The organism is Burkholderia diffusa (assembly GCF_001718315.1).
Classification (GTDB): Bacteria; Pseudomonadota; Gammaproteobacteria; order Burkholderiales; family Burkholderiaceae; genus Burkholderia; species Burkholderia diffusa_B.
Genome location: NZ_CP013363.1, coordinates 64813 through 83332 on the forward strand (window position 1 = coordinate 64813; position 18520 = coordinate 83332).

Consider the following 18520-nt stretch of genomic DNA (forward strand, 5'->3'; position numbering starts at 1 on the left):
TAGTCACAAACTCTACAAGAAAACCCCGGCGACGGCTGGCATGGCTTGGCGGCAGGCGATCCGGTGTGTCGAAAACATACCCCTCCCCCCTATCCGGAGATGCAATTTGAGATATAGTCCCCCCCGGTATATGAAAGGACCACCATGAGCCACACCATCAAGGACAAGCAGAAGCTGCTGAACCGTGTCCGCCGCATCAAGGGACAGGTCGAAGCGATCGAACGCGCGCTGGAGGACGAGCGCGGTTGCAACGAAATCCTCCGTCTCATCACGAGCGGCCGCGGCGCGATGAACGGCCTGCTCGCGGTCGTGCTCGAGGATCACATCCGCAGCCATCTGGTCGATGCCGAGGGGCACGACGACGAAGGCAGCGCGACCGAGCAACTGATCGAAGTCGTTCACAGTTACTTCAAGTAAGCGGAGGCGAAATGAGCAATTTCAGCGATGAGGCCTTCGGCGCGGGGCACGACCACATCTTTCTCGGCGCGGCGCACGAGCAGAACGAACGCAGGACCTGGATGGTCATCGCGCTGTGCGCGGCGATGATGGTGGCCGAGATCGTCGGCGGGTCGCTTTTCGGCTCGCTGGCGCTGATCGCGGACGGCCTGCACATGTCGACGCATGCGGGCGCGATGCTGATCGCCGCGTTTGCCTACACCTATGCGCGCAAGCATGCGAACGATCCGCGCTTCGTGTTCGGCACGGGCAAGCTGGGCGATCTCGCGGGTTTCACGAGCGCGATCGTGCTCGCGATGATTGCGCTGCTGATCGGGTACGAGGCGATCGCGCGCTTGCTCGCGCCGGTCCCGATCCATTTCGGCGAGGCGATTCCGATCGCGGTTGCCGGCTTGCTCGTCAACATCGCGAGCGTCTGGCTGCTGAGCGGCGACCATCATGGCCATAGTCACGGCCATGGCCATCATCACGGGCACGGTCATGGGGATCACGACGATCACGCGCACGACCACGCGCACGACCACGCAGAGGAAGCGCACCGGATCTTCGACCAGCAGGGCGTATTCGCCGTGTCGGTGTTCGAAGAGGGCGTCCCGCCGGTTTTCCGCGTTGCGCCCGCGACCCACGAGACGGAGCGCGTCGATGCGAGCGCCGTGTCGGTGACGACGATCCGCCCGGACGGCACGCGTCAGGTGTTCGCGATGCAAAGCCGCGATGGCTGTCTGGAGTCGACCGAAGCCATTCCCGAACCGCATGAATTCAAGGCGATCGTCCGCCTGAACGGCCGTGCACATGAACTGGCGTTCGAGGAGCACGATCATGGCGCATCCGCGGCGGCGGCGCGCGATCACAACATCCGCTCCGCTTACATCCACGTGATCGCCGATGCGGCGGTCTCCGTCCTGACGATCGTCGGGCTGCTGCTCGCGCGTGCGTTCGGCTGGGTCTGGATGGATCCGCTTGCCGGCATCATTGGCGCGCTGGTGATCGCGAACTGGTCGTACGGCCTGATGCGCGACACGGGCGCCATCCTGCTCGACATGAGCTCGGATCGCCGTCTGACGGACAACGTGCGCGGCGCGATCGAAGGCATTGGCGACCGGGTCGGCGACCTGCATGTGTGGCGGCTCGGGCCGGGGCATATGAGTGCGGTGGTGTCGGTGACGACGACCGATCCGGACCGGGATGCGCGCTTCTATCACGGCGTGCTGCGGCGATTCAGGAACCTGTCGCATGTCACCGTCGAAGTCGTGCCCGCGACGCGAGGGCGATGAGCATGGCGGTCAAGTCCCCTTGCGTCGACGTGTGCTCGTTCGACGGCCGCACCGGCTACTGTGTCGCATGCCTGCGAACGCGCGACGAAGCGCGCGGCTGGAAGAAGATGACGGATCACCGGCGTCATCAGATCGTGAACGACCGCGCACGGCGGCATGCGAAACTGACGCGGGAAACAACCGACTGAACCGACCATGAGCGCGCCGTCACCGATTGCCCGAAAGCCTGCGATTCCACGGACCGTGTGGGCCCTGGGGCTCGTGAGCCTCTTCATGGACCTGTCGTCCGAGTTGATCCATGCGCTGTTGCCGATCTATCTGGTGTCGACGATGGGCATGAGCGTCGCCGCGCTCGGCGTTCTCGAGGGGGCGGCCGAAGCGACGGCGATGATCGTCAAGGTGTTCTCCGGTGCGATCAGCGACTGGCTCGGGCGCCGCAAGGGGCTGCTGCTGGTCGGCTATGGGCTCGCGGCGTTGACCAAACCATTGTTTCCGCTGGCGTCGACGCCGGCCGTCGTCGTGACGGCCCGTCTGCTCGACCGTGTCGGCAAGGGGATTCGCGGCGCGCCGCGCGACGCGCTGGTGGCCGACGTCGCGCCGCCCGAAATCCGCGGCGCGTGCTTCGGCCTGCGTCAGTCGATGGATACCGTGGGCGCCATTCTCGGCCCGATGCTCGCGATCGTGCTGATGCTGTGGTTCGGCGATCGCATTCGCACCGTGCTGTGGTTTGCCGTGGTGCCGGCCTTCGTCGCGATCGCATTGATCGTGTTCGGCGTACGGGAGCCCGAGCAGTCGAAACCGGACCGGCATTTTCGCTCGCCGCTGCGCTGGAGCGCCCTGCGCGAGTTTCCCCGCAGCTACTGGTTCGTCGTCGCGGCCGGCGCGACGTTTACGCTCGCGCGTTTCAGCGAGGCGTTCCTGGTGCTGCGTGCGCAGCAGACGGGGCTCGACGCGGCATGGATTCCTGCCGTGATGGTCGCGATGAGCGTCACCTATTCGCTGTCGGCGTGGCCGGTCGGCATCCTGTCGGACCGGCTCGATCGCCGCGTCCTGCTCGCGGCCGGCATGGTGTTGCTGATCGCGGCCGACCTGCTGCTCGGCATGGGCACGTCAACGATCTCGATGTTCGCCGGCGTGGCCGTGTGGGGCCTGCACATGGGTTTCACGCAGGGCATCCTCGCCGCGATGGTATCGGAAACGGCGCCGGCCGCGCTGCGCGGCACCGCGTTCGGCATGTTCAACCTGGTGAGCGGCATCTGCATGCTGCTCGCGAGCAGCATCGCCGGCGCGCTGTGGACGCGTTTCGGCGCGTCGACTACCTTTCTCGCCGGCGCGGCGCTGGTCGTGGTGCCGCTGTGCCTGTGTCGGTTCATGCCGCGACCCGGCACGTCGCACGCGTGACGCGCCGCTTCCGGATTTGAAAACGGGGCCGGCGTTTGCGATAGAACGCGCCGCCCTGTTCGCCTCGTCATCGCGTCATTCACATCGTCATTCTCAATACGCCGCATTCGAACCCTGGCGATATTTTCCCCATCGAAAACCGTGCTTGCCGCGCGAGCGCGTAAGTGGTCGTTCACTCTCGCGCAGTCACACGCCCCGCGTGCGCGAGCAGCTCGCAATTTCTTTCGATTTATATGACGTTATTCTCGGCATTGCCGATTATCGAATGCATGCGCGATGTAATACCGACTGCACCGGGGTGAGTGAGCGGAAGTATTTACGCATTGTCGATTTTTCAAATCATCCGGTTGCCCCTCATGTGAATGACTCCACCATTCAGGAGAGCATCAGCCATGGTCGCCAGAAAACCGATTCAGGCCGTGCTGCTCGCCGGCGCGATCGCTGTGACCGCGCCGGCCGGAAACGCGGGTAATACCACCGACTGGATCGCGAATACCTACGGCACGCTCGCCGCGCACGTCGGCAGCGTCGCGCGCTCGATGTGGGTCGCGCCCGAAGGCGTGATCTACACCGCGTCGATGTGGGACGAGGATGAGGGCGGCGTCGCGATCTACCAGAACGGCAAGAGCGCCGGCTCGATCGGCGCGCATTCCGAGTTTCAGGGCAGTGCGATCACGGGCAACGCGACGTCGTTGTTCGTCGCACTGCAGCCCGGCAACGGATACGGTAGCGGCGCGGTCGGGCGCTACAACCGCGCCACGCGGTTCCGCGACAAGCTCATTCAGGTCACCGCGGCGACCAACCAGCCGCGCATCGACGTCGTCACCGGGCTCGCGACGGCCGGCTCGCTGCTCTATGCGAGCGATTTTCAGGGCAATCGCGTGCGGGTTTTCACGACCGACGGCGTGTGGCAGCGCGACATCGGCGTGTCGGCACCCGGCGCGCTCGCGCTCGACGGTGCGGGAAACATCTGGGTCGCGCAGAAGAGCGCGGGTTCGGTCGTCGAATTCAGTGCGGCCGGCGCGCTGCTGAACAGGATCCGGCTGGCTGCCGGGTCGCGGCCGTCGGCGCTCTATTTCGATGCGGCGGCGGGGCAGCTGATGGTCGGCGACGAAGGCCCGGACATGAACATCAAGCGCTATTCCGTCTCGGGCCGGCCCGCGCTGGCCGGTACGTTCGGCGTGTCCGGCGGCTATCTCGACACCATGACGGGCATCAAGGGGCAGGTCGGCGCGAAGCGCTTCACGCGCATCGTCGGCATCGGCAAGGACACGGCCGGCAACCTGTATGTGCTCAACAACCCATGGGGCGGCAGTTGGGATCTCGGCCGCAACGGCGCGACCGACATTCACGCGTACAGCAGCACCGGCAGCCTGCGGTGGACGCTGCAGTCGCTCAACTTCGAAGGCATCGCCGCGCCGGATCCGGTCACCGACGGCGCGATGTTCTACAGCGGCACGCATGTCTACAGCGGCACCGCGGGCGGCACGTTCGTCGCGAATACCGTCGATCCGTTCACGTATCCGTCGGACCCGCGCATCAACATGAGCGACACCCAGCGCGACGAGCACTTCGGGCTGCTGACATCCGTTGGTGCGAATCGGATTCTCGTTGCTGCGGGACAGAATCCGCCGGTCTACTACTTCTTCCATTTCAACGCGGCCAACGGCTACGTCGCGATTCCCGACGGATCGATCCCCGGCCCCGCGTTCAACACGACCCGGCGCGTGTCGGCCGGCTTCAGCCTCGACGGCAAGGGCGGCGTCTGGGCCGGCCTCGACAAGACCGGCGCCATTTACCACTACCCGCTGACCGGGTTCGACGCGAGCGGCAAGCCGTCGTGGGGGCCGGGTGTGCCGACGCCGGTGCCGGCCAGCATCCAGCCGCTGACGCGCATCGTCTATCTCGCCGACAGCGACACGATGGTGCTCGCGCAGGGTGTGGTCGGGAGTACCGACTGGACGTCGATCGGCACGCGCATCGAGGTGTATCACGGCTGGAGCGCCGGCAACACGACGAAGCCGAACCCGGTGATCACGTTGCCGCATGGCGGCGCGAAGTCGATCGACGCGGCCGGCAATCACCTGTTCGTCGGCTACTGGTTCAGCAGCAGCGGGCCGCTGTGGCCGAACATCGACGCGTTCAACCTCGACACCGGCAATCTCGACACGACGCTCGTCAACGCGAGCCCCGCGACCGTGGATACCAGCAGCGCGATCGATGCGATGTACAGCGTACGCGCGTATCGCCGCTCGAACGGCGAATACGTGGTGACGAAGAACAACGTGAAGGGAAACAGCATCACGGTTTATCGGTGGACGCCGTGACGGCGACGCGTCGAATGTGACGATGACACCACGATGGCTGTCATCGAAACGCCTTTGCTGTAACGATGTGTAATAGACCGGCGCGCAACGCAGCCGGTCATCCGCTTGACATTGGGCGGAGATGTAATGCCGGCACGTCGGCGATCGCCGACGCAACGCACTCGATCGATTGGCACAGGCCCTCGCCACCGCGCGATACGGGCAGACGAGGCCAGGATCATGCCGGACACGTCAGACGGTAATCGCCCCACAGGTACAGAGGATTCCTATGAGAAATAGCCAGGTCAAGCGCGCGCTCCGACTCGGAGCCGTCATGTCGGCTGTGCTGCTTGCGTCGCATGCGCATGCGGACGGCTTCAACGCCGCCGACGCCGCCCGTGTGCCGAGCGGTCAGTTCGTCACGCCGCTCGCCGTGCGAGGCGCGGTCCAGCAGTTCCTGAATCCCGGGCTGCCGGCCTATCCGCATTTCGTCGCCGGGGAAGCCGTGCGGTCGCAGCTGAGCCCGGACGGCAAGACGCTGGCGATCATCACCGCCGGCCAGAACTCGCTGTACAAGCCGGACGGTTCGGTCGACACCGCCGCCTCGACGCAATTCATCTTCCTGTACGACGTCGCGGGCGCGAACAAGACGCGCCCTCTGCTCAGGCAGGTGCTTCAGCAGACCAATGCGTTCGTCGGCCTGGCGTTTTCGCATGACGGCAGCAAGCTCTATGCGACCGGCGGCAGCGACGATGTGGTCTACGTCTATGCGCAGCAGGGCGGCACGTGGGCGCTGTCGACGACGATCGCGCTCGGCCACGCCGGCAAGGGCGTCGGCATCCGCGTGCAGCCGAACGCGGCCGGCCTCGCGTTGTCAGCCGACGGCAAGACGCTCGTCGTCGCGAACAACTACAACGATTCGGTCAGCGTGATCGATACCGCGACCAACAACGTGCGTTACGAGCACGACCTGCGTCCGTTCTTCTCCGGCAACGAAGGCCGCAGCGGCGATGCCGGCGGCACGTTCCCGTTCGCGGTCGTGATGAAGGGCAACGGCATCGCATACGTGTCGTCGGATCGCGATCGGGAGATCGTCGCGATCGACGTGTCGTCGCCGTCTCGCGGCCGTCTGATCAAGCGCATCAAGCTGGACGGCAACGCGCTCGGCATGACGCTCGACGCGTCGCAATCGCGGCTGTTCGTCGCGCAGGACAACGCCGACCAGGTCGCGGTGATCGACACGAACGCCAATGCGGTCGTGGCCCGGATCGACGCACGCGCGCCGGCCGGCGTGCTCGCGCATGGCCAGGCGCACACGGGCGCGGCGACATACGCGGTCACGCTGTCGCGCGACGGCCGCACGCTTTATGCGACCAACGCGGGCGCGAACGAAATCGCCGTCATTCCGCTCGTCGGCGAGCGCGCGTATCGTGTCACCGGCCTGATTCCGACCGCGTTCGAGCCGCACGACGTGACGTTCAGCGCCGACGGCACGTGGATGTACGTGGTGAACGGCAAGAGCACGAGCGGCCCGAACCCCGACCACCTGTTCGGCGCGACCCCCGCGCAGGCCGCCGCGTCGCGCGCGTCGAACGAATACCAGTTCCAGCTCGAGCGCGCGTCGCTCGTGAGCGCGCCGGTGCCGGCGGCCAGCGAGCTGCCAACGCTCACGCAGCAGGCTGCGCGCAACAACTTCTATCGTCCGGAAGACAACGACAGGGACAACGAGGTGATGGGCTTCCTGCGCCGTCACATCAAGCACGTGATCTACGTCGTCAAGGAAAACCGCACGTTCGACCAGGTGCTCGGCGACATCGGCAACGGCGCCAACGGGGATCCGAGGCTGGCCCAGTTCGGTCGGAACATCACGCCGAATTTCCATCGTCTGGCGAGCCAGTTCGTGACGCTCGACAACTTCATGAACCCGGGCGACGGCAGCATGGACGGCTGGTCGTGGGCGCTGCAGGGCCGCGTCACCAACACGGAGACGATCACGCAGCAGATCAACTACGCGGCGGTGAATCGCGGGCTGTCGTACGAGAGCGAAGGGACGAACCGCAACGTGCCGGTCAACTGGGAGTCGGTGCAGCAACGCGATGCGGCGGCCGGTCCGGCCGGCACCACGAACTACAGCAACGCGGCCGCCAGCCTGCCGGGCGGCGCGGCGAACCTGCTGCCGGGCACCGGCAACCATGCGTCGTCCGATGCGCCGTTCGGCCGCCAGCGCGGCTACATCTTCGACGCGGTGCTGGCCGGCGGCGGCACCGTCCGAAACTATGGCTTTCTCGTGAACAACATCGGCAGCATCGGCACGGCGGCGAACCCGATCGTCGATCCGCGTGCGGCCGGCGTCGTCCAGGCCGCCGCGCTCGACCCGCGGCTGGCGTCGATGACGGACGTGTATTTCCGCGGTTTCGACCAGACGTATCCGGACCAGTGGCGTCTCAACGAGTGGAAACACGAGTTCGACCAGTACGTCGCGAGCGGCAACCTGCCGACGCTGTCGCTGGTACGCCTGTCGCACGATCACATGGGAGCGTTCGGCACGGCGTTCGCCGGCGTGAATACGCCGGAGACGCAGCAGGCGGACAACGATCTGGCGGTCGGCCGGCTGGTCGAGGCCGTCGCGAAGAGCCCGTATGCGAACGACACGCTGATCGTCGTGACCGAGGACGACGTGCAGGACGGCCCCGACCACGTGGATTCGCATCGCGGGCCTGCGTACATCGTCGGGCCGTACGTGAAGCAGGGCGCGGTGATCCGGACGCGCTACAGCCAGGTCAATGCGTTGCGCACCATCGAGGACGTGCTCGGCACGCAGCACATGAACCTGAACACCGCGTACCAGCGGCCGATGACCGACGTGTTCGACGTGCACGGCCCGGCGTCGTGGACCTACACGGCCGTCGCGTCGACGGCGCTGAAGGGCACCGGATTGCGGCTGGCCGAAGGGGCGGGCGAGAGCCCGCTGCAATATGCGGCCGGGCCGGATGTCACGCCGAAGCATGACGCGGCGTACTGGGCGAAGGTGACGGCGAAGTTCGACTTCGACGATGCCGACGAGGTGCCGGCGGATCAGTTCAACCGCGTGCTGTGGAAAGGAATGATGGGTGCGCAGCCGTATCCGAAGCTCAGGGGCGTGACGCAGAAGGTCGCGAGCCGCGACGACGATTGATCGGCCGTCTGCTTTGAAAGCGGGCCCTCGCGACGGGGGGGCTCGTGTCTTTCGCAAGGCGTGCGGCGACCGTCGACATTGGCGGGATTCGGCACGCCCCGGGAACCGCAGGCCGGCACGCGCAACGTCACGCGCGCCACATCAGCGTCGCACTGGTTTCCGTGTCCTCCACGAGCCGGAACCCGAGCCGCTCGTAGAGGCGCCGCGCCGGGTTGCCGTGCAGCACGCTGAGCGAAACGGGCACGTGCTCGCGTGCGGCTTCGATCAGCAGCTCGCGCAGCACGGCCTCGCCGATGCCCTGGCGTTGCCGCGACGGGAGGATCTGGATCTGGTGAACGTGCCATTCGTCGGTGGAGCGCGTGACCTTCAGCAAGCCGATTGGATCGGCGCCGGCGCCTTCGGAGACGATCATCGCGTCCTCGAAGTTCGCGCGAATGCGCCGGTCATGCGCTTCGTCGTCGGTGGGTTCACCGACGCGTCGCAGATGCTCGGTCATCGTGAGTCGGCGCAGCGTCAGCAGGAACGGCAGGTCGGCGGTGCACGCCGGGCGCAGGGAAATGGCAGCGGGCATGGTCGAGGAGTGTTCGCGGGCCAGCATAAAGGCGACCCCAGGGGCCGAGTCAAGCACGTTCACGAAATCCGGTACACGCGCAGCGCATTATCATGCCAGATCGCCTGACGCGCCGCGTCGTCGAGATCCGCCATCGCACGGGCGAACGTGCGCAGCAGCGCGGAATACGACACCCGCAACCCCGCCACCGGAAAATTGCTCGCGAACATGCAGCGCTGCCAGCCGAAGATCGCGATCGTGTCGCGAATGATCCGCGCGTTGTCCACGTCGCTCCACATCGCGTCGCGCAAGCCGAGTTCGGAGATCTTCACGGTCACGCGCGGCGAGGCGGCGAGCGCTTCCATGCCGCGGCGCCACCGTGCGAGCCCGGCCGCCGAACGATCCCACGGCAGCCCCGCATGTTCGAGCACCACGTCGACACCCGGCGCATCGGCCAGCAGTGCGGCGGCGTCGCCGAGATGCCAGAACGGCACGCGCAGATCCCAGCCGAGGCGTTGCGCGGCCAGGCGTTCCAGCGCGGCCGGCCAGCGCGGATCGCGCAGTGTGCCCGGCCCGTCGACGACGGCATCCGGCGCGGCAGCGGTGCGCGGCTTGAACCGCACGCCGCGCACGCGCGGCCATGCGGCCTGTTCGGCGAGCCGCTCGTGCGCATCGTCGGCGAGCAGGTCGACCCACGCGACGACTGCCGACGGCAGCCCGTGCTCGGCCGCGACCGCGTGCAGCCAGCGCGTTTCCGCGAGCGCTTCGTCGCGCGCCCGTTCGGCCTCGACGTGCACGCTCGCGACGATCGGCGCGCCTTGCGTGGCATGCCGGTAGTCGTCCACGTCGAAATCGCGGCACAGCGCCGCGTAGTCGCCGAACATGAAGCGCGCCGGATCGTACTGCTCCTGCAGCCACGGGTAGCGCGCACCCGCGCCGAGTCGCCACAGGTGGTGATGCGCGTCGACGAGCGCCGCCGGCATCGCGTCCGGCGACGGTGCGTCGCGGTGCGGTTCAGCGCGTGCCTGCGAGCACATACGACGCATCCGGTTCGCGCAGCGTCGGCAACGCGCCGACGAACCGCCATGCATCGAGATCGAGCTCGCGCACGTAATCGTCCTGGAACGACACGTACGCGACGCGCCGCGACGGATGGAACGACAGCGCGGTCGGGTTCGCGGGCAGCGCGACACGTTCGATCTCTTCCAGCTGTCGCGCATCGAACACCGAGATCGACCGTTCGCCGGAATTGGTCAGCAGCAGCAGGTCGCGGCCGTCCGGCGCGGTGGCGCGATAGATGCGATTCGGATCGCTGCGCGTCTTCACGCGGCGGCCGCAGGTCATCGTGTCGGTGTCGATCTCGACGAGCGTGTCGTCGCCGCGATTCGCGACGAACAGCGTGCGCTCGTCGCTCGACAACGCATTGCCTTCGGGGCGCGGGCCGGGCATCACCGCGCGCGGCGCGACGGTCGCGTCGCGCGGATGAAACTGCGTGACCGTGTTCGACAGCAGGTGCACGCCGTATGCGCGGCTCGCATCGCGCGTGAGCGTGACGAGGTGCGTCTTCACGCCGCCGGACGGCACGGCCATGTTCGGCACGGTCTGGCGGGTCGGTTCGTCGAACACGAGCAGCATGTCGTGTGCCTCGCTCATCGCGTACAGCCGGCCGTCGCGATCGGTCGCCATTCCGTGCGGCCGGTAATACGGCCACAGGTCGAGCATCCGCGTATGCGTACGCTCGACGAGGTCGATCTCGGCGACCCGATGATCGCCTTCATGGCCGCGCGACCACGCGGTTTCGATCCCGAAGATGCCCACGTACGCGAAGCGATCGTTCACGTCGACGGTGAACTCGTGCGGGAAGTTCGGCAGCACGACGTGCTTGAGCGCGGCTTTCGTTTGAAGGTCGTAGAAGCTGAAGGTATGGGCGCATTTCTGCACCAGCAACAGGATGTCGTTCATGGTGTGTCTCCGTTGTTTCGTTCGCGTGTGCGCGCGTCGCTGTCGCGGCGCGTCAGTCCTCGCAGCGCCTGGGCAGCGTCAGCGCGAGCAGGCCGGCCACCGCGAGCGTGACGGCCAGGCTGTACACGCCGGCCGCCGCGCTCACGTGCTGGGTCAGCACGCCGACCGCGTACGGGCCGCAGAAGCCGCCGAGATTGCCGAGCGCGTTGATCAGGCCGCGCGCGCTACCGGCGGTCTCGACGCTGCACAGCTTCGGCGGAATGGCCCAGAACACGCCCGCCGCCGCCTGCAGGAAGAAGCCGCAACCGATCAGGAACGCGAACGACACGACCATCGACGCATGCGTGAGCACCGACAGCGCGAGGCACGCGGCGAAGCCGACGAGCGGCAGCAGCACGAACAGGCGGCGCTTGCCGGTTCGGTCGGACAAATACGACGTGGCGAACATCCCGATCATCATCGCGACGTAAGGCAGCATCGCGAGCAGGCCGACCTTGCCCATCCCGCCATGCGTGAGGTTTTTCAGCAGCGTCGGCAACCACATCGTATAGCCGTAGATGCCGACCTGATAGCAGAAGTTGATCGCGATCAGCAACCAGATCGTCGGGTTGCGCAGCATCGCGCCGAACGACGCGGCAGCCGGCGCGCCGGCTGCCTGCTTGCGCGCCTGTTCGTCGCGCAGCGCGTCGAGAATGTACGCCTTCTCGCGCGGCGACACCCAGCGCGCGGTTTCCGGGCTGTCGTCGGCAAACATCATCCACGCGAACAGGCACAGCAGCGACAGCGCGCCGGCGCTGAAGAACAGGTGACGCCAGTCGTATGCGGCGAGGATGAAGCCGGACAACGGCGCGGTGATCATGCCGGCGAGCGGCACGAACATGATGACCATCGCGTTCGCGCGGCCGCGTTCGCGATCGGGAAACCAGTGGCTGACCATCGTCAGCACGACGGGCAGCATTCCGCCTTCGGCCACGCCGAGCAGGAAGCGCAACGTCAGCAGTTGCCACGTATGGGTAACGAGCCCGGTCAGCGCCGACAGCACGGCCCAGCTCACGAGCGACCATGCGATGAAGGTCTTGCCACTGCCGAGCGCCGCGCGCCGGCCGCCGGGAATCTGCAGGAACAGGTAGCCGAAAAAGAAGATGCCGCCGGCGAGGCCAGCCATCGTCGCGTCCATGCCGAGATCGGCGTTCATCCCGCCCGGCATCGCGAACGCGATGTTCACACGGTCCATGTACGAAACGATGCAGGCGAGCAGCAGCGGCGGAATCACGCGCAGCCAGCGGCGGCGCGGAATGGCTTCGCCGGCTTCATAGGCCGGGGTGGCCGGGTTCAGCAGGGTCATGACGTCTCCAATCCATGTGGTGAGCGGCGGCGGCCTTCTGTCGGACCGCCGTCACGCCGATGCGCAACGCATGCGCGTTGCAGGGGCAAACCGGTGCGGGACTAGCGTCCCCAGCGCAGCACGAGCGGATCGAGCCGCCGAGCCGCATCGAGCAGCCCCGCGCGTACCTGCGGGTGCAGTTCGGGCCATGGCGCGCGCGGCCGGTCGCATGCGATCACGCCGCCTTCCTTCATCAACGCCTTCGCGGTCAGGAATCCAGACTGACGGTTCTCATAGTTGATCAGCGGCAGCCAGCGCGCGTACTGCTCGCACGCTTCGTCGCGGCGTCCGGCGAAATACGCGTCGGTGATTCGGCGAATGCCGTCCGGATAGCCGCCGCCCGTCATCGCGCCGGTCGCGCCGGCATCGAGGTCGGCGAGCAGCGTGATGCCTTCCTCGCCGTCCCAAGGCCCTTCGATCGCGTCGCCGCCGAGCACGATCAGCTCGCGCAGCTTCGACGCGGCGCCGGGCGTCTCGATCTTGAAGTACGACACGGCATCGATCTCGCGCGCGAGCGCCGCGAGCAACGCCGCAGGCAGCGCGACGCCGCTCGCGGGCGCGTCCTGGATCATCAGCGGAATACCCAGGCCGTCGGCGACGTCGCGGAAGAACGCGCGCACCTGCGCTTCAGGCACGCGGAACGTCGCGCCGTGGTACGGCGGCATCACCATCACCATCGCGGCGCCGAGCGCCTGCGCGTGGCGGTTGCGCTCCGCGCAGATGCGCGCGCTGAAGTGCGACGTCGTGACGATCACCGGCACGCGGCCGGCGACGTGCTCCAGCGTCGTGCGCGTGATCAGTTCGCGTTCGTCGTCGGCGAGCGCGAACTGCTCCGAGTAGTTCGCGTGGATGCAGATGCCCTGCGAACCGGCGTCGATCATGAAGTCGAGGCAGCGGCGCTGGCCGTCGAGGTCGAGCGCGCCGTGTTCGTCGAAGATCGTCGGCGCGACCGGAAAGACGCCCTGGTAGCGTGCGTTCATGGCCGCCCTCACTCGACGATGTCGAACTGGTCGAGGAACTCGGTCTTCAGCGTGAGACCGAGGCCCGGCACGTCGTCGCGCAGTTGCAGGAAGCCGTTCTCGGCCACCGGTTCGCCGTCGAAGATGTAATAGAACAGCTCGTTGCCGACTTCCACGTCGAACATCGGGAAGTATTCGCTCATCGGCGATGCGAGCGTGCTCATCGTCAGGTGATAGTTGTGCATCTGGCCGGCGTGCGGAATTACCGGCACGCTGTATGCCTCGCACAGCGCGTTGATCTTGTGCGCCATCGTGATCCCGCCGACGCGGTTCGTGTCGTACTGCACGACCGACACCGCCTTGCGGTCCAGCAGCTGCTTGAATCCGTACAGCGAGAATTCGTGCTCGCCGCCGGAGATCGGAATGCGCGTGAGCCGGTTCAGTTCCGCGTAGCCGTCGATGTCGTCGGCGATCACCGGCTCCTCGAGCCAGCGCGGCTGGTATTTCTCGAGCTTCGGCAGGATGCGCTTCGCGTACTCGAGATTCCAGCCCATGTAGCACTCGAGCATCAGGTCGTTGTCGTAGCCGATCACCTCGCGAATCGCCGCGACCGATTTCAGGTTCTCCACCACGCCCTGCTGCCCATGCGCGGGCCCGTAGCCGAAGCGCATCTTGAACGCGCGGAAGCCTTCCTTGAGGTATTGCTGCGCTTCCTCCTGCATTGCCTTCAGGTCGGTGCGGTAGAGCTTCGAGTAGTAGCAGGGAATCTTTTCCTTGGTGCGGCCGCCGAGCAGCTTGAACACGGGCTTGCCGACGCTCTTGCCGAGGATGTCCCAGATCGCGATGTCGACCGCCGAGATCGCCGCCATGCCGATGCCCTTGCGGCCCCATGCGTGGGTCGCGCGATACATCCGCTGGTTCAGGTATTCGTAGTCCCACGGGTCCTGGCCGACCACGAGCGGCGCCAGGTACTGGTCGATGATCACCTTCGCGACGTGCGGCGCGAGCGCGACGTTGCCGAGGCCGACGATGCCGTCGTCGGTCTCGACTTCGACGACCGTCCACGAATGGAAACGGAACGTGCTCATGGTTTCCTGCGGCGCGTACAGCAGGTCCATCGCGTTCGAGCAGAAGTTGCCCTGTGGCGGGACGGTCTTGCCTTTCCATTGGAATACGCGGGCGCGCACGGAACGAATCTTCATGATGGTGTCTCCGGGAATCGATGTTGTCGTGTATGGATGGCGTGCGAGCATCACGCCGAAACGGTGGACGTGCGGCGCGCGGCGCCCATCCGGCATGCGATCTGCAGCGCCTGCCAGGTCGCGCCGACGTCGGCCGTGCCGCGGCCCGCGATGTCATACGCGGTGCCGTGCGCGGGCGTCGTGATCGGCACGGGCAGCCCGCCCTGCACGGTCACGCCGCGCGAGAAGCCGAGCAGCTTGATCGCGATCTGCCCCTGGTCGTGGTACATCGTGACGATCGCCTGATAGTCGCCGGCCTGCGCCTTCAGGAAGATCGTGTCTGCCGGGAACGGGCCGTGGAACGGTGCATCGGTCGGCCAGTCGCGCGACTGCAGCTTGCGCACCGCCGGCTCGATGATGTCGACTTCCTCGCGGCCGCAGCTGCCGCCGTCGCCGCCGTGCGGGTTGAACGCGGCGATCGCGACCTTCGGCGCCGCGACGCCGTTCGCGAGCAGCGACCGGTAGATCAGTTCGGATGCCTGTTCGATCCGCTCGACGCTCAGCTGGGCCGCCGCATCCTTCAGCGGAATATGCGACGAGATCCGCGCGGTCCACAGCTCGCCGAGCGTGTTGAATTCGCAGAAGTAGCCGGTCACGCCGAGCGCGGCGGCGAAGTGGTGCAGCTCGTCGTCGTGCTCGAGCCCGCCGAGCTTCATCGCGTACTTGTTCAGCGGTGCGAAGCAGATCGCGTCGATATCGCCGGCGCGCGCGGCGTCGAGGCACAGGTCGAGCACGGTCAGCGTCGAGCGGCCGCCGGCCGCGCCGGGCTGGCCGACGGTGACCTGCGCCGGATCGATCGTGTCGAGCGCGACGAACGCGGCGCGCGCCGTGGACGGCCGGCCGCGCACGGCGGCGAGCGACGCGACGGGCTCGACGTCGACTGCCACGCCGGCGACGCGCTGGCCGGATTCCCACAGCCAGCGGTCGCCGATCAGCACGAGGTTCGCGCGGGATGTCGCGTCGGGCTGCGCGAGCAGCTTCGCGATCAGTTCGGCGCCGATGCCGGCGGGGTCGCCGAGGGTCAGCGCGACGACGGGCAGGGCGGCGGCGGTCGTCATGCGGCTTCTCCGTGGCGGGCGGCGGGCGATTGCGTGTTCATGCGGTGTCTCCGGTGGCGGCGCGCGGCCGTTGGTGTATGGGGTTCATGCTAGGTAGACGGAATGAGTCGGTAAATTGAAAACTCTTGATGAACCGATAACCTGGAGTAATCGAAATGGGCTCGATCGATCGACGAGACTCGACTCCCCAGTTGCTGAACCGGCTGCGGATGCGGCAGATCGCGCTGCTGCTCGCGGTGGATGAATGCTCGACGCTGCGCGCGGCGGCCGCGCAGCTCGGCCTCACGCAGCCGGCCGCGACGAAGATGCTGGCCGAACTGGAAAGCGCGCTCGGCCAGCGGCTGTTCGATCGCGTCGGGCGCGGGCTCGTGCTGAACCCGGCCGGCGAGCGCGTGCTCGGCTATTTCCGCGGAATCCGGGGCAGCATGGAGGCGCTCAATCGCGAGCTCGGCGAGCTGCAGCTGGGCAGTGCGGGACGGCTGGCGATCGGCAGCATCATGGCGGCGTCGCCAGGGCGGCTGACCGAGGCGCTGGTCCAGCTGAAGGCGCGTTATCCGCTGTTGGCGATCGACATCGCGGTCGATACCAGCGACCGGCTGATGCCGCAACTGCGCGAAGGCGTGCTCGAAGTGGTGATCGGCCGCAACGCCGGCACCGATTGCGACTTCCGCGTGGTGGACGACGAGGCGCTCGCGATCATCGCGGGCCGTGACCATCCGCTCGCGGGCGCCGGGCCGGTCGAATTCGATGCGCTGCTCGACTACACGTGGATCCTGCAGCCGGCCGGGAGCCCGGCGCGCGAGGTCGTCGAGCGCGAGTTCCGCGCGCGTCACCAGCCGATGCCGCGCGGGCTCGTCGAAACGGGCTCGATCCTGACGACGATGAACCTCGTCGACCGTTCGCGAATGCTCGGCGTGATTCCGCTGACGGTCGCACAGCGCAACGCGGCGCACGGGCTCGTCGCGATCCTCGACTACACGCTCGACCAGAAGCTGCCGTCGTACGGGAGCCTCGTGCGGCGTGACCGGCCGCTCAGCATTCCGGCGCAGCAGTTTCTCGCGCTGTTTCATCGGGAAGATGGGCAGCGCGATGACGATTGAAGTGACGCAGGGCGGGCTACGCGTCGCTGTTCACCGACCGCTGAACGGCGCGCGTGGTGCGCGCGACGACGGCGACGCGGCCCGCAGCGGCGTGCCGGATGCGGCGCGTGAACCCGCAGAGAAAGCTTCAGCGTGCAGCTGGCACGACCGGCGCTCGATCGTGGCGACGGCGCGGAGCGCGCTTCAGCGTGCCGACGGCGCGGCCGGCGCTTCGGCGAGTGACGCCATCGATTCCGACAGCGCACGATCCGGCCGAATCCGCAGCGCGGCGACGATGCCGATCAGCAGCATCGCGACGGACCCGACGAACGGCACCGTCCAGCTGCCTGTGTGGTCGACGAGATAGCCGAACAGGATCGGCGACAGAATCCCCGCGATCGCCGAGCCGGCGTTCATCATCCCGCTCGCGATGCCCGCATGCGTCGGCGCGATGTCGCTCGGCACGGCCCAGATCGGCCCGATCGTCAGTTCGAGGCACAGGAACGACCCGGACAGGCACAGCGCGATGCCGGCCGTCGAATGCACGAACGCGAGCGGCAGCATGCAGGCGAGTGCGCCGGTGAAGCTCGCGACGATCACGCTCTGGCGCGACAGCGCGAGATTGCCGGTCTTGCGATAGATGCGGTCGCACAGCCAGCCGCCGAGCGTGTCGCCGACGACGCCCGCGAAAAACACGCCGGACGCGAACAGCGCAGTCGACTTCAGGTCGAGGCCCTTGCCGTTCAGGAAGAACGTCGGCAGCCACGTGAAGAACAGCCACGCGGTCCAGCCGTAGCAGAAGTACACGAAGATCGTCGGCGCCATCCGGCGGAACAGCGGCCCCCACGGCGTCGGGCCCGACGCCGTGGCCGGCCGGGCGGCGGCAGCGGTGCGCGCGCGGCCATTGCCGTCGTCGCGGTCGCCGCCGCCGCGCGGGTACTCGCGGAAGCCGACGATCCACCACACGAGCCACACCAGCGTCACCGCGCCGATCACGAAGAACGCCGCGCGCCACGACAGCCATGTCATCAGCGCGGCGACGATCGGCGGCGTGACCGCGTTGCCGAGTCGTGAGAACGAATGCGTGAAGCCTTGCACGACGCCGCGCCGCTCGCGCGAGAACCAGTGCGTGATCGCGCGGGCCTGCGCGGGCAGCGTCGCGCCTTCGCCGATTCCGAGCAGCAGGCGGGCGGCGAACAGCAGCGCGAGGCTGTGTACGAGCCCCGTCATGAACGTCGATGCGACCCAGATGAGCCCGCAGCCGATCAGCGTGATGCGGGCGCCGACGCGATCGGCGATCCAGCCGCCGAAGATCTGGCAGATCGCGTACGAATACGCGAACGCCGAGAAGGCGATGCCGAGCTCGGTGTTCGACAGGCCAAGTTCGGCCTTGATCGCGCCGGCCGCGGTCGCGAGGTTTACGCGGTCGACGTAGAGGATGAACGAAAGCGCGCACAGCAGCCACAGCGTGTGGCGCCGTTGACGGTGATCGGCAGGCATGTGTCTCACTCCATGTTCGTGCGCGGCGTTGCAATGACGTCGCGTTCACTGGTCGGCCCAGCATCGCGCGCCGGAGGAGACACCGTCTAATGAATCTTTTGGATCAGTTGATAACCGGAGGCGTTCGGTTTGGCCGCGATCGGGCCTCGGGACGGGCACGGCGGAGGGCTCGAGG

The 18520-nt window shown here is 67.1% G+C and carries 15 protein-coding genes; 7 read left to right on the forward strand and 8 right to left on the reverse strand.

The window, feature by feature from the left end; translation table 11 throughout:
* The first annotated feature begins 144 nt into the window (after nt 1-144).
* The 6 genes from WI26_RS15690 (at nt 145) to WI26_RS15715 (ending at nt 8612) form a co-directional block, all read left to right on the forward strand.
* Nucleotides 145-417, forward strand: a complete 273-nt coding sequence (locus WI26_RS15690) for a metal/formaldehyde-sensitive transcriptional repressor (protein WP_059447469.1) — start codon at nt 145-147, stop codon at nt 415-417.
* A gap of 11 nt (nt 418-428) precedes the next feature.
* Nucleotides 429-1730 (forward strand): CDF family Co(II)/Ni(II) efflux transporter DmeF, encoded by a 1302-nt coding sequence (dmeF, locus tag WI26_RS15695; protein WP_069226468.1) that lies wholly within the window; start codon nt 429-431, stop codon nt 1728-1730.
* A 2-nt stretch (nt 1731-1732) separates the two neighbouring features.
* Entirely contained in the window at nt 1733-1918 is a 186-nt protein-coding gene (locus WI26_RS15700; RefSeq protein WP_059508013.1) for a DUF1289 domain-containing protein, read from the forward strand.
* A gap of 7 nt (nt 1919-1925) precedes the next feature.
* Complete coding sequence (locus WI26_RS15705) at nt 1926-3131, forward strand: MFS transporter (RefSeq protein WP_069226469.1); 1206 nt, start codon at nt 1926-1928, stop codon at nt 3129-3131.
* Nucleotides 3132-3523: 392 nt separating this feature from the next.
* Entirely contained in the window at nt 3524-5458 is a 1935-nt protein-coding gene (locus tag WI26_RS15710) for an SMP-30/gluconolactonase/LRE family protein (RefSeq protein ID WP_069226470.1), read from the forward strand.
* Nucleotides 5459-5726: 268 nt separating this feature from the next.
* Complete coding sequence (locus WI26_RS15715) at nt 5727-8612, forward strand: bifunctional YncE family protein/alkaline phosphatase family protein (RefSeq protein ID WP_081334287.1); 2886 nt, start codon at nt 5727-5729, stop codon at nt 8610-8612.
* Between the two features lie 127 nt (nt 8613-8739).
* Here the strand turns inward: WI26_RS15715 and WI26_RS15720 are convergent, their stop codons facing one another.
* The 7 genes from WI26_RS15720 to WI26_RS15750 all read right to left on the reverse strand — a co-directional run bounded on the left by WI26_RS15720 (nt 8740) and on the right by WI26_RS15750 (nt 15766).
* Nucleotides 8740-9183, reverse strand: coding sequence for a GNAT family N-acetyltransferase (locus tag WI26_RS15720; protein ID WP_069226471.1), 444 nt, complete (start codon nt 9181-9183; stop codon nt 8740-8742).
* Between the two features lie 59 nt (nt 9184-9242).
* Nucleotides 9243-10199, reverse strand: coding sequence for an amidohydrolase family protein (locus WI26_RS15725; RefSeq protein ID WP_059541166.1), 957 nt, complete (start codon nt 10197-10199; stop codon nt 9243-9245).
* The gene (locus tag WI26_RS15730) at nt 10177-11124 is read right to left on the reverse strand and encodes a hypothetical protein (RefSeq protein ID WP_069226472.1); all 948 of its coding nucleotides are present in this window, start codon (nt 11122-11124) and stop codon (nt 10177-10179) included. Before WI26_RS15730 ends, WI26_RS15725 begins: the two co-directional genes overlap by 23 nt.
* A gap of 52 nt (nt 11125-11176) precedes the next feature.
* Nucleotides 11177-12469 carry an MFS transporter gene (locus WI26_RS15735; RefSeq protein WP_059464884.1) on the reverse strand — a complete coding sequence of 431 codons (1293 nt, stop codon included), beginning with the start codon at nt 12467-12469 and terminating at the stop codon, nt 11177-11179.
* Nucleotides 12470-12570: 101 nt separating this feature from the next.
* The gene (locus WI26_RS15740) at nt 12571-13488 is read right to left on the reverse strand and encodes a dihydrodipicolinate synthase family protein (RefSeq protein ID WP_069226473.1); all 918 of its coding nucleotides are present in this window, start codon (nt 13486-13488) and stop codon (nt 12571-12573) included.
* 8 nt (nt 13489-13496) lie between these two features.
* Entirely contained in the window at nt 13497-14669 is a 1173-nt protein-coding gene (locus WI26_RS15745) for an L-rhamnonate dehydratase (RefSeq protein WP_059509871.1), read from the reverse strand.
* A gap of 50 nt (nt 14670-14719) precedes the next feature.
* A complete protein-coding gene (locus WI26_RS15750; protein ID WP_069226474.1) occupies nt 14720-15766 on the reverse strand; it encodes a 4-hydroxythreonine-4-phosphate dehydrogenase PdxA in 1047 nt (348 codons plus the stop codon).
* A 155-nt stretch (nt 15767-15921) separates the two neighbouring features.
* Between WI26_RS15750 and WI26_RS15755 the strand changes: the two genes are divergently transcribed.
* A complete protein-coding gene (locus WI26_RS15755; protein ID WP_059464888.1) occupies nt 15922-16866 on the forward strand; it encodes a LysR family transcriptional regulator in 945 nt (314 codons plus the stop codon).
* A gap of 183 nt (nt 16867-17049) precedes the next feature.
* On the opposite strand, the gene WI26_RS15760 is transcribed toward WI26_RS15755, so the two are convergent.
* Complete coding sequence (locus WI26_RS15760) at nt 17050-18345, reverse strand: MFS transporter (protein ID WP_059464889.1); 1296 nt, start codon at nt 18343-18345, stop codon at nt 17050-17052.
* Between the last annotated feature and the right edge of the window lie 175 nt (nt 18346-18520).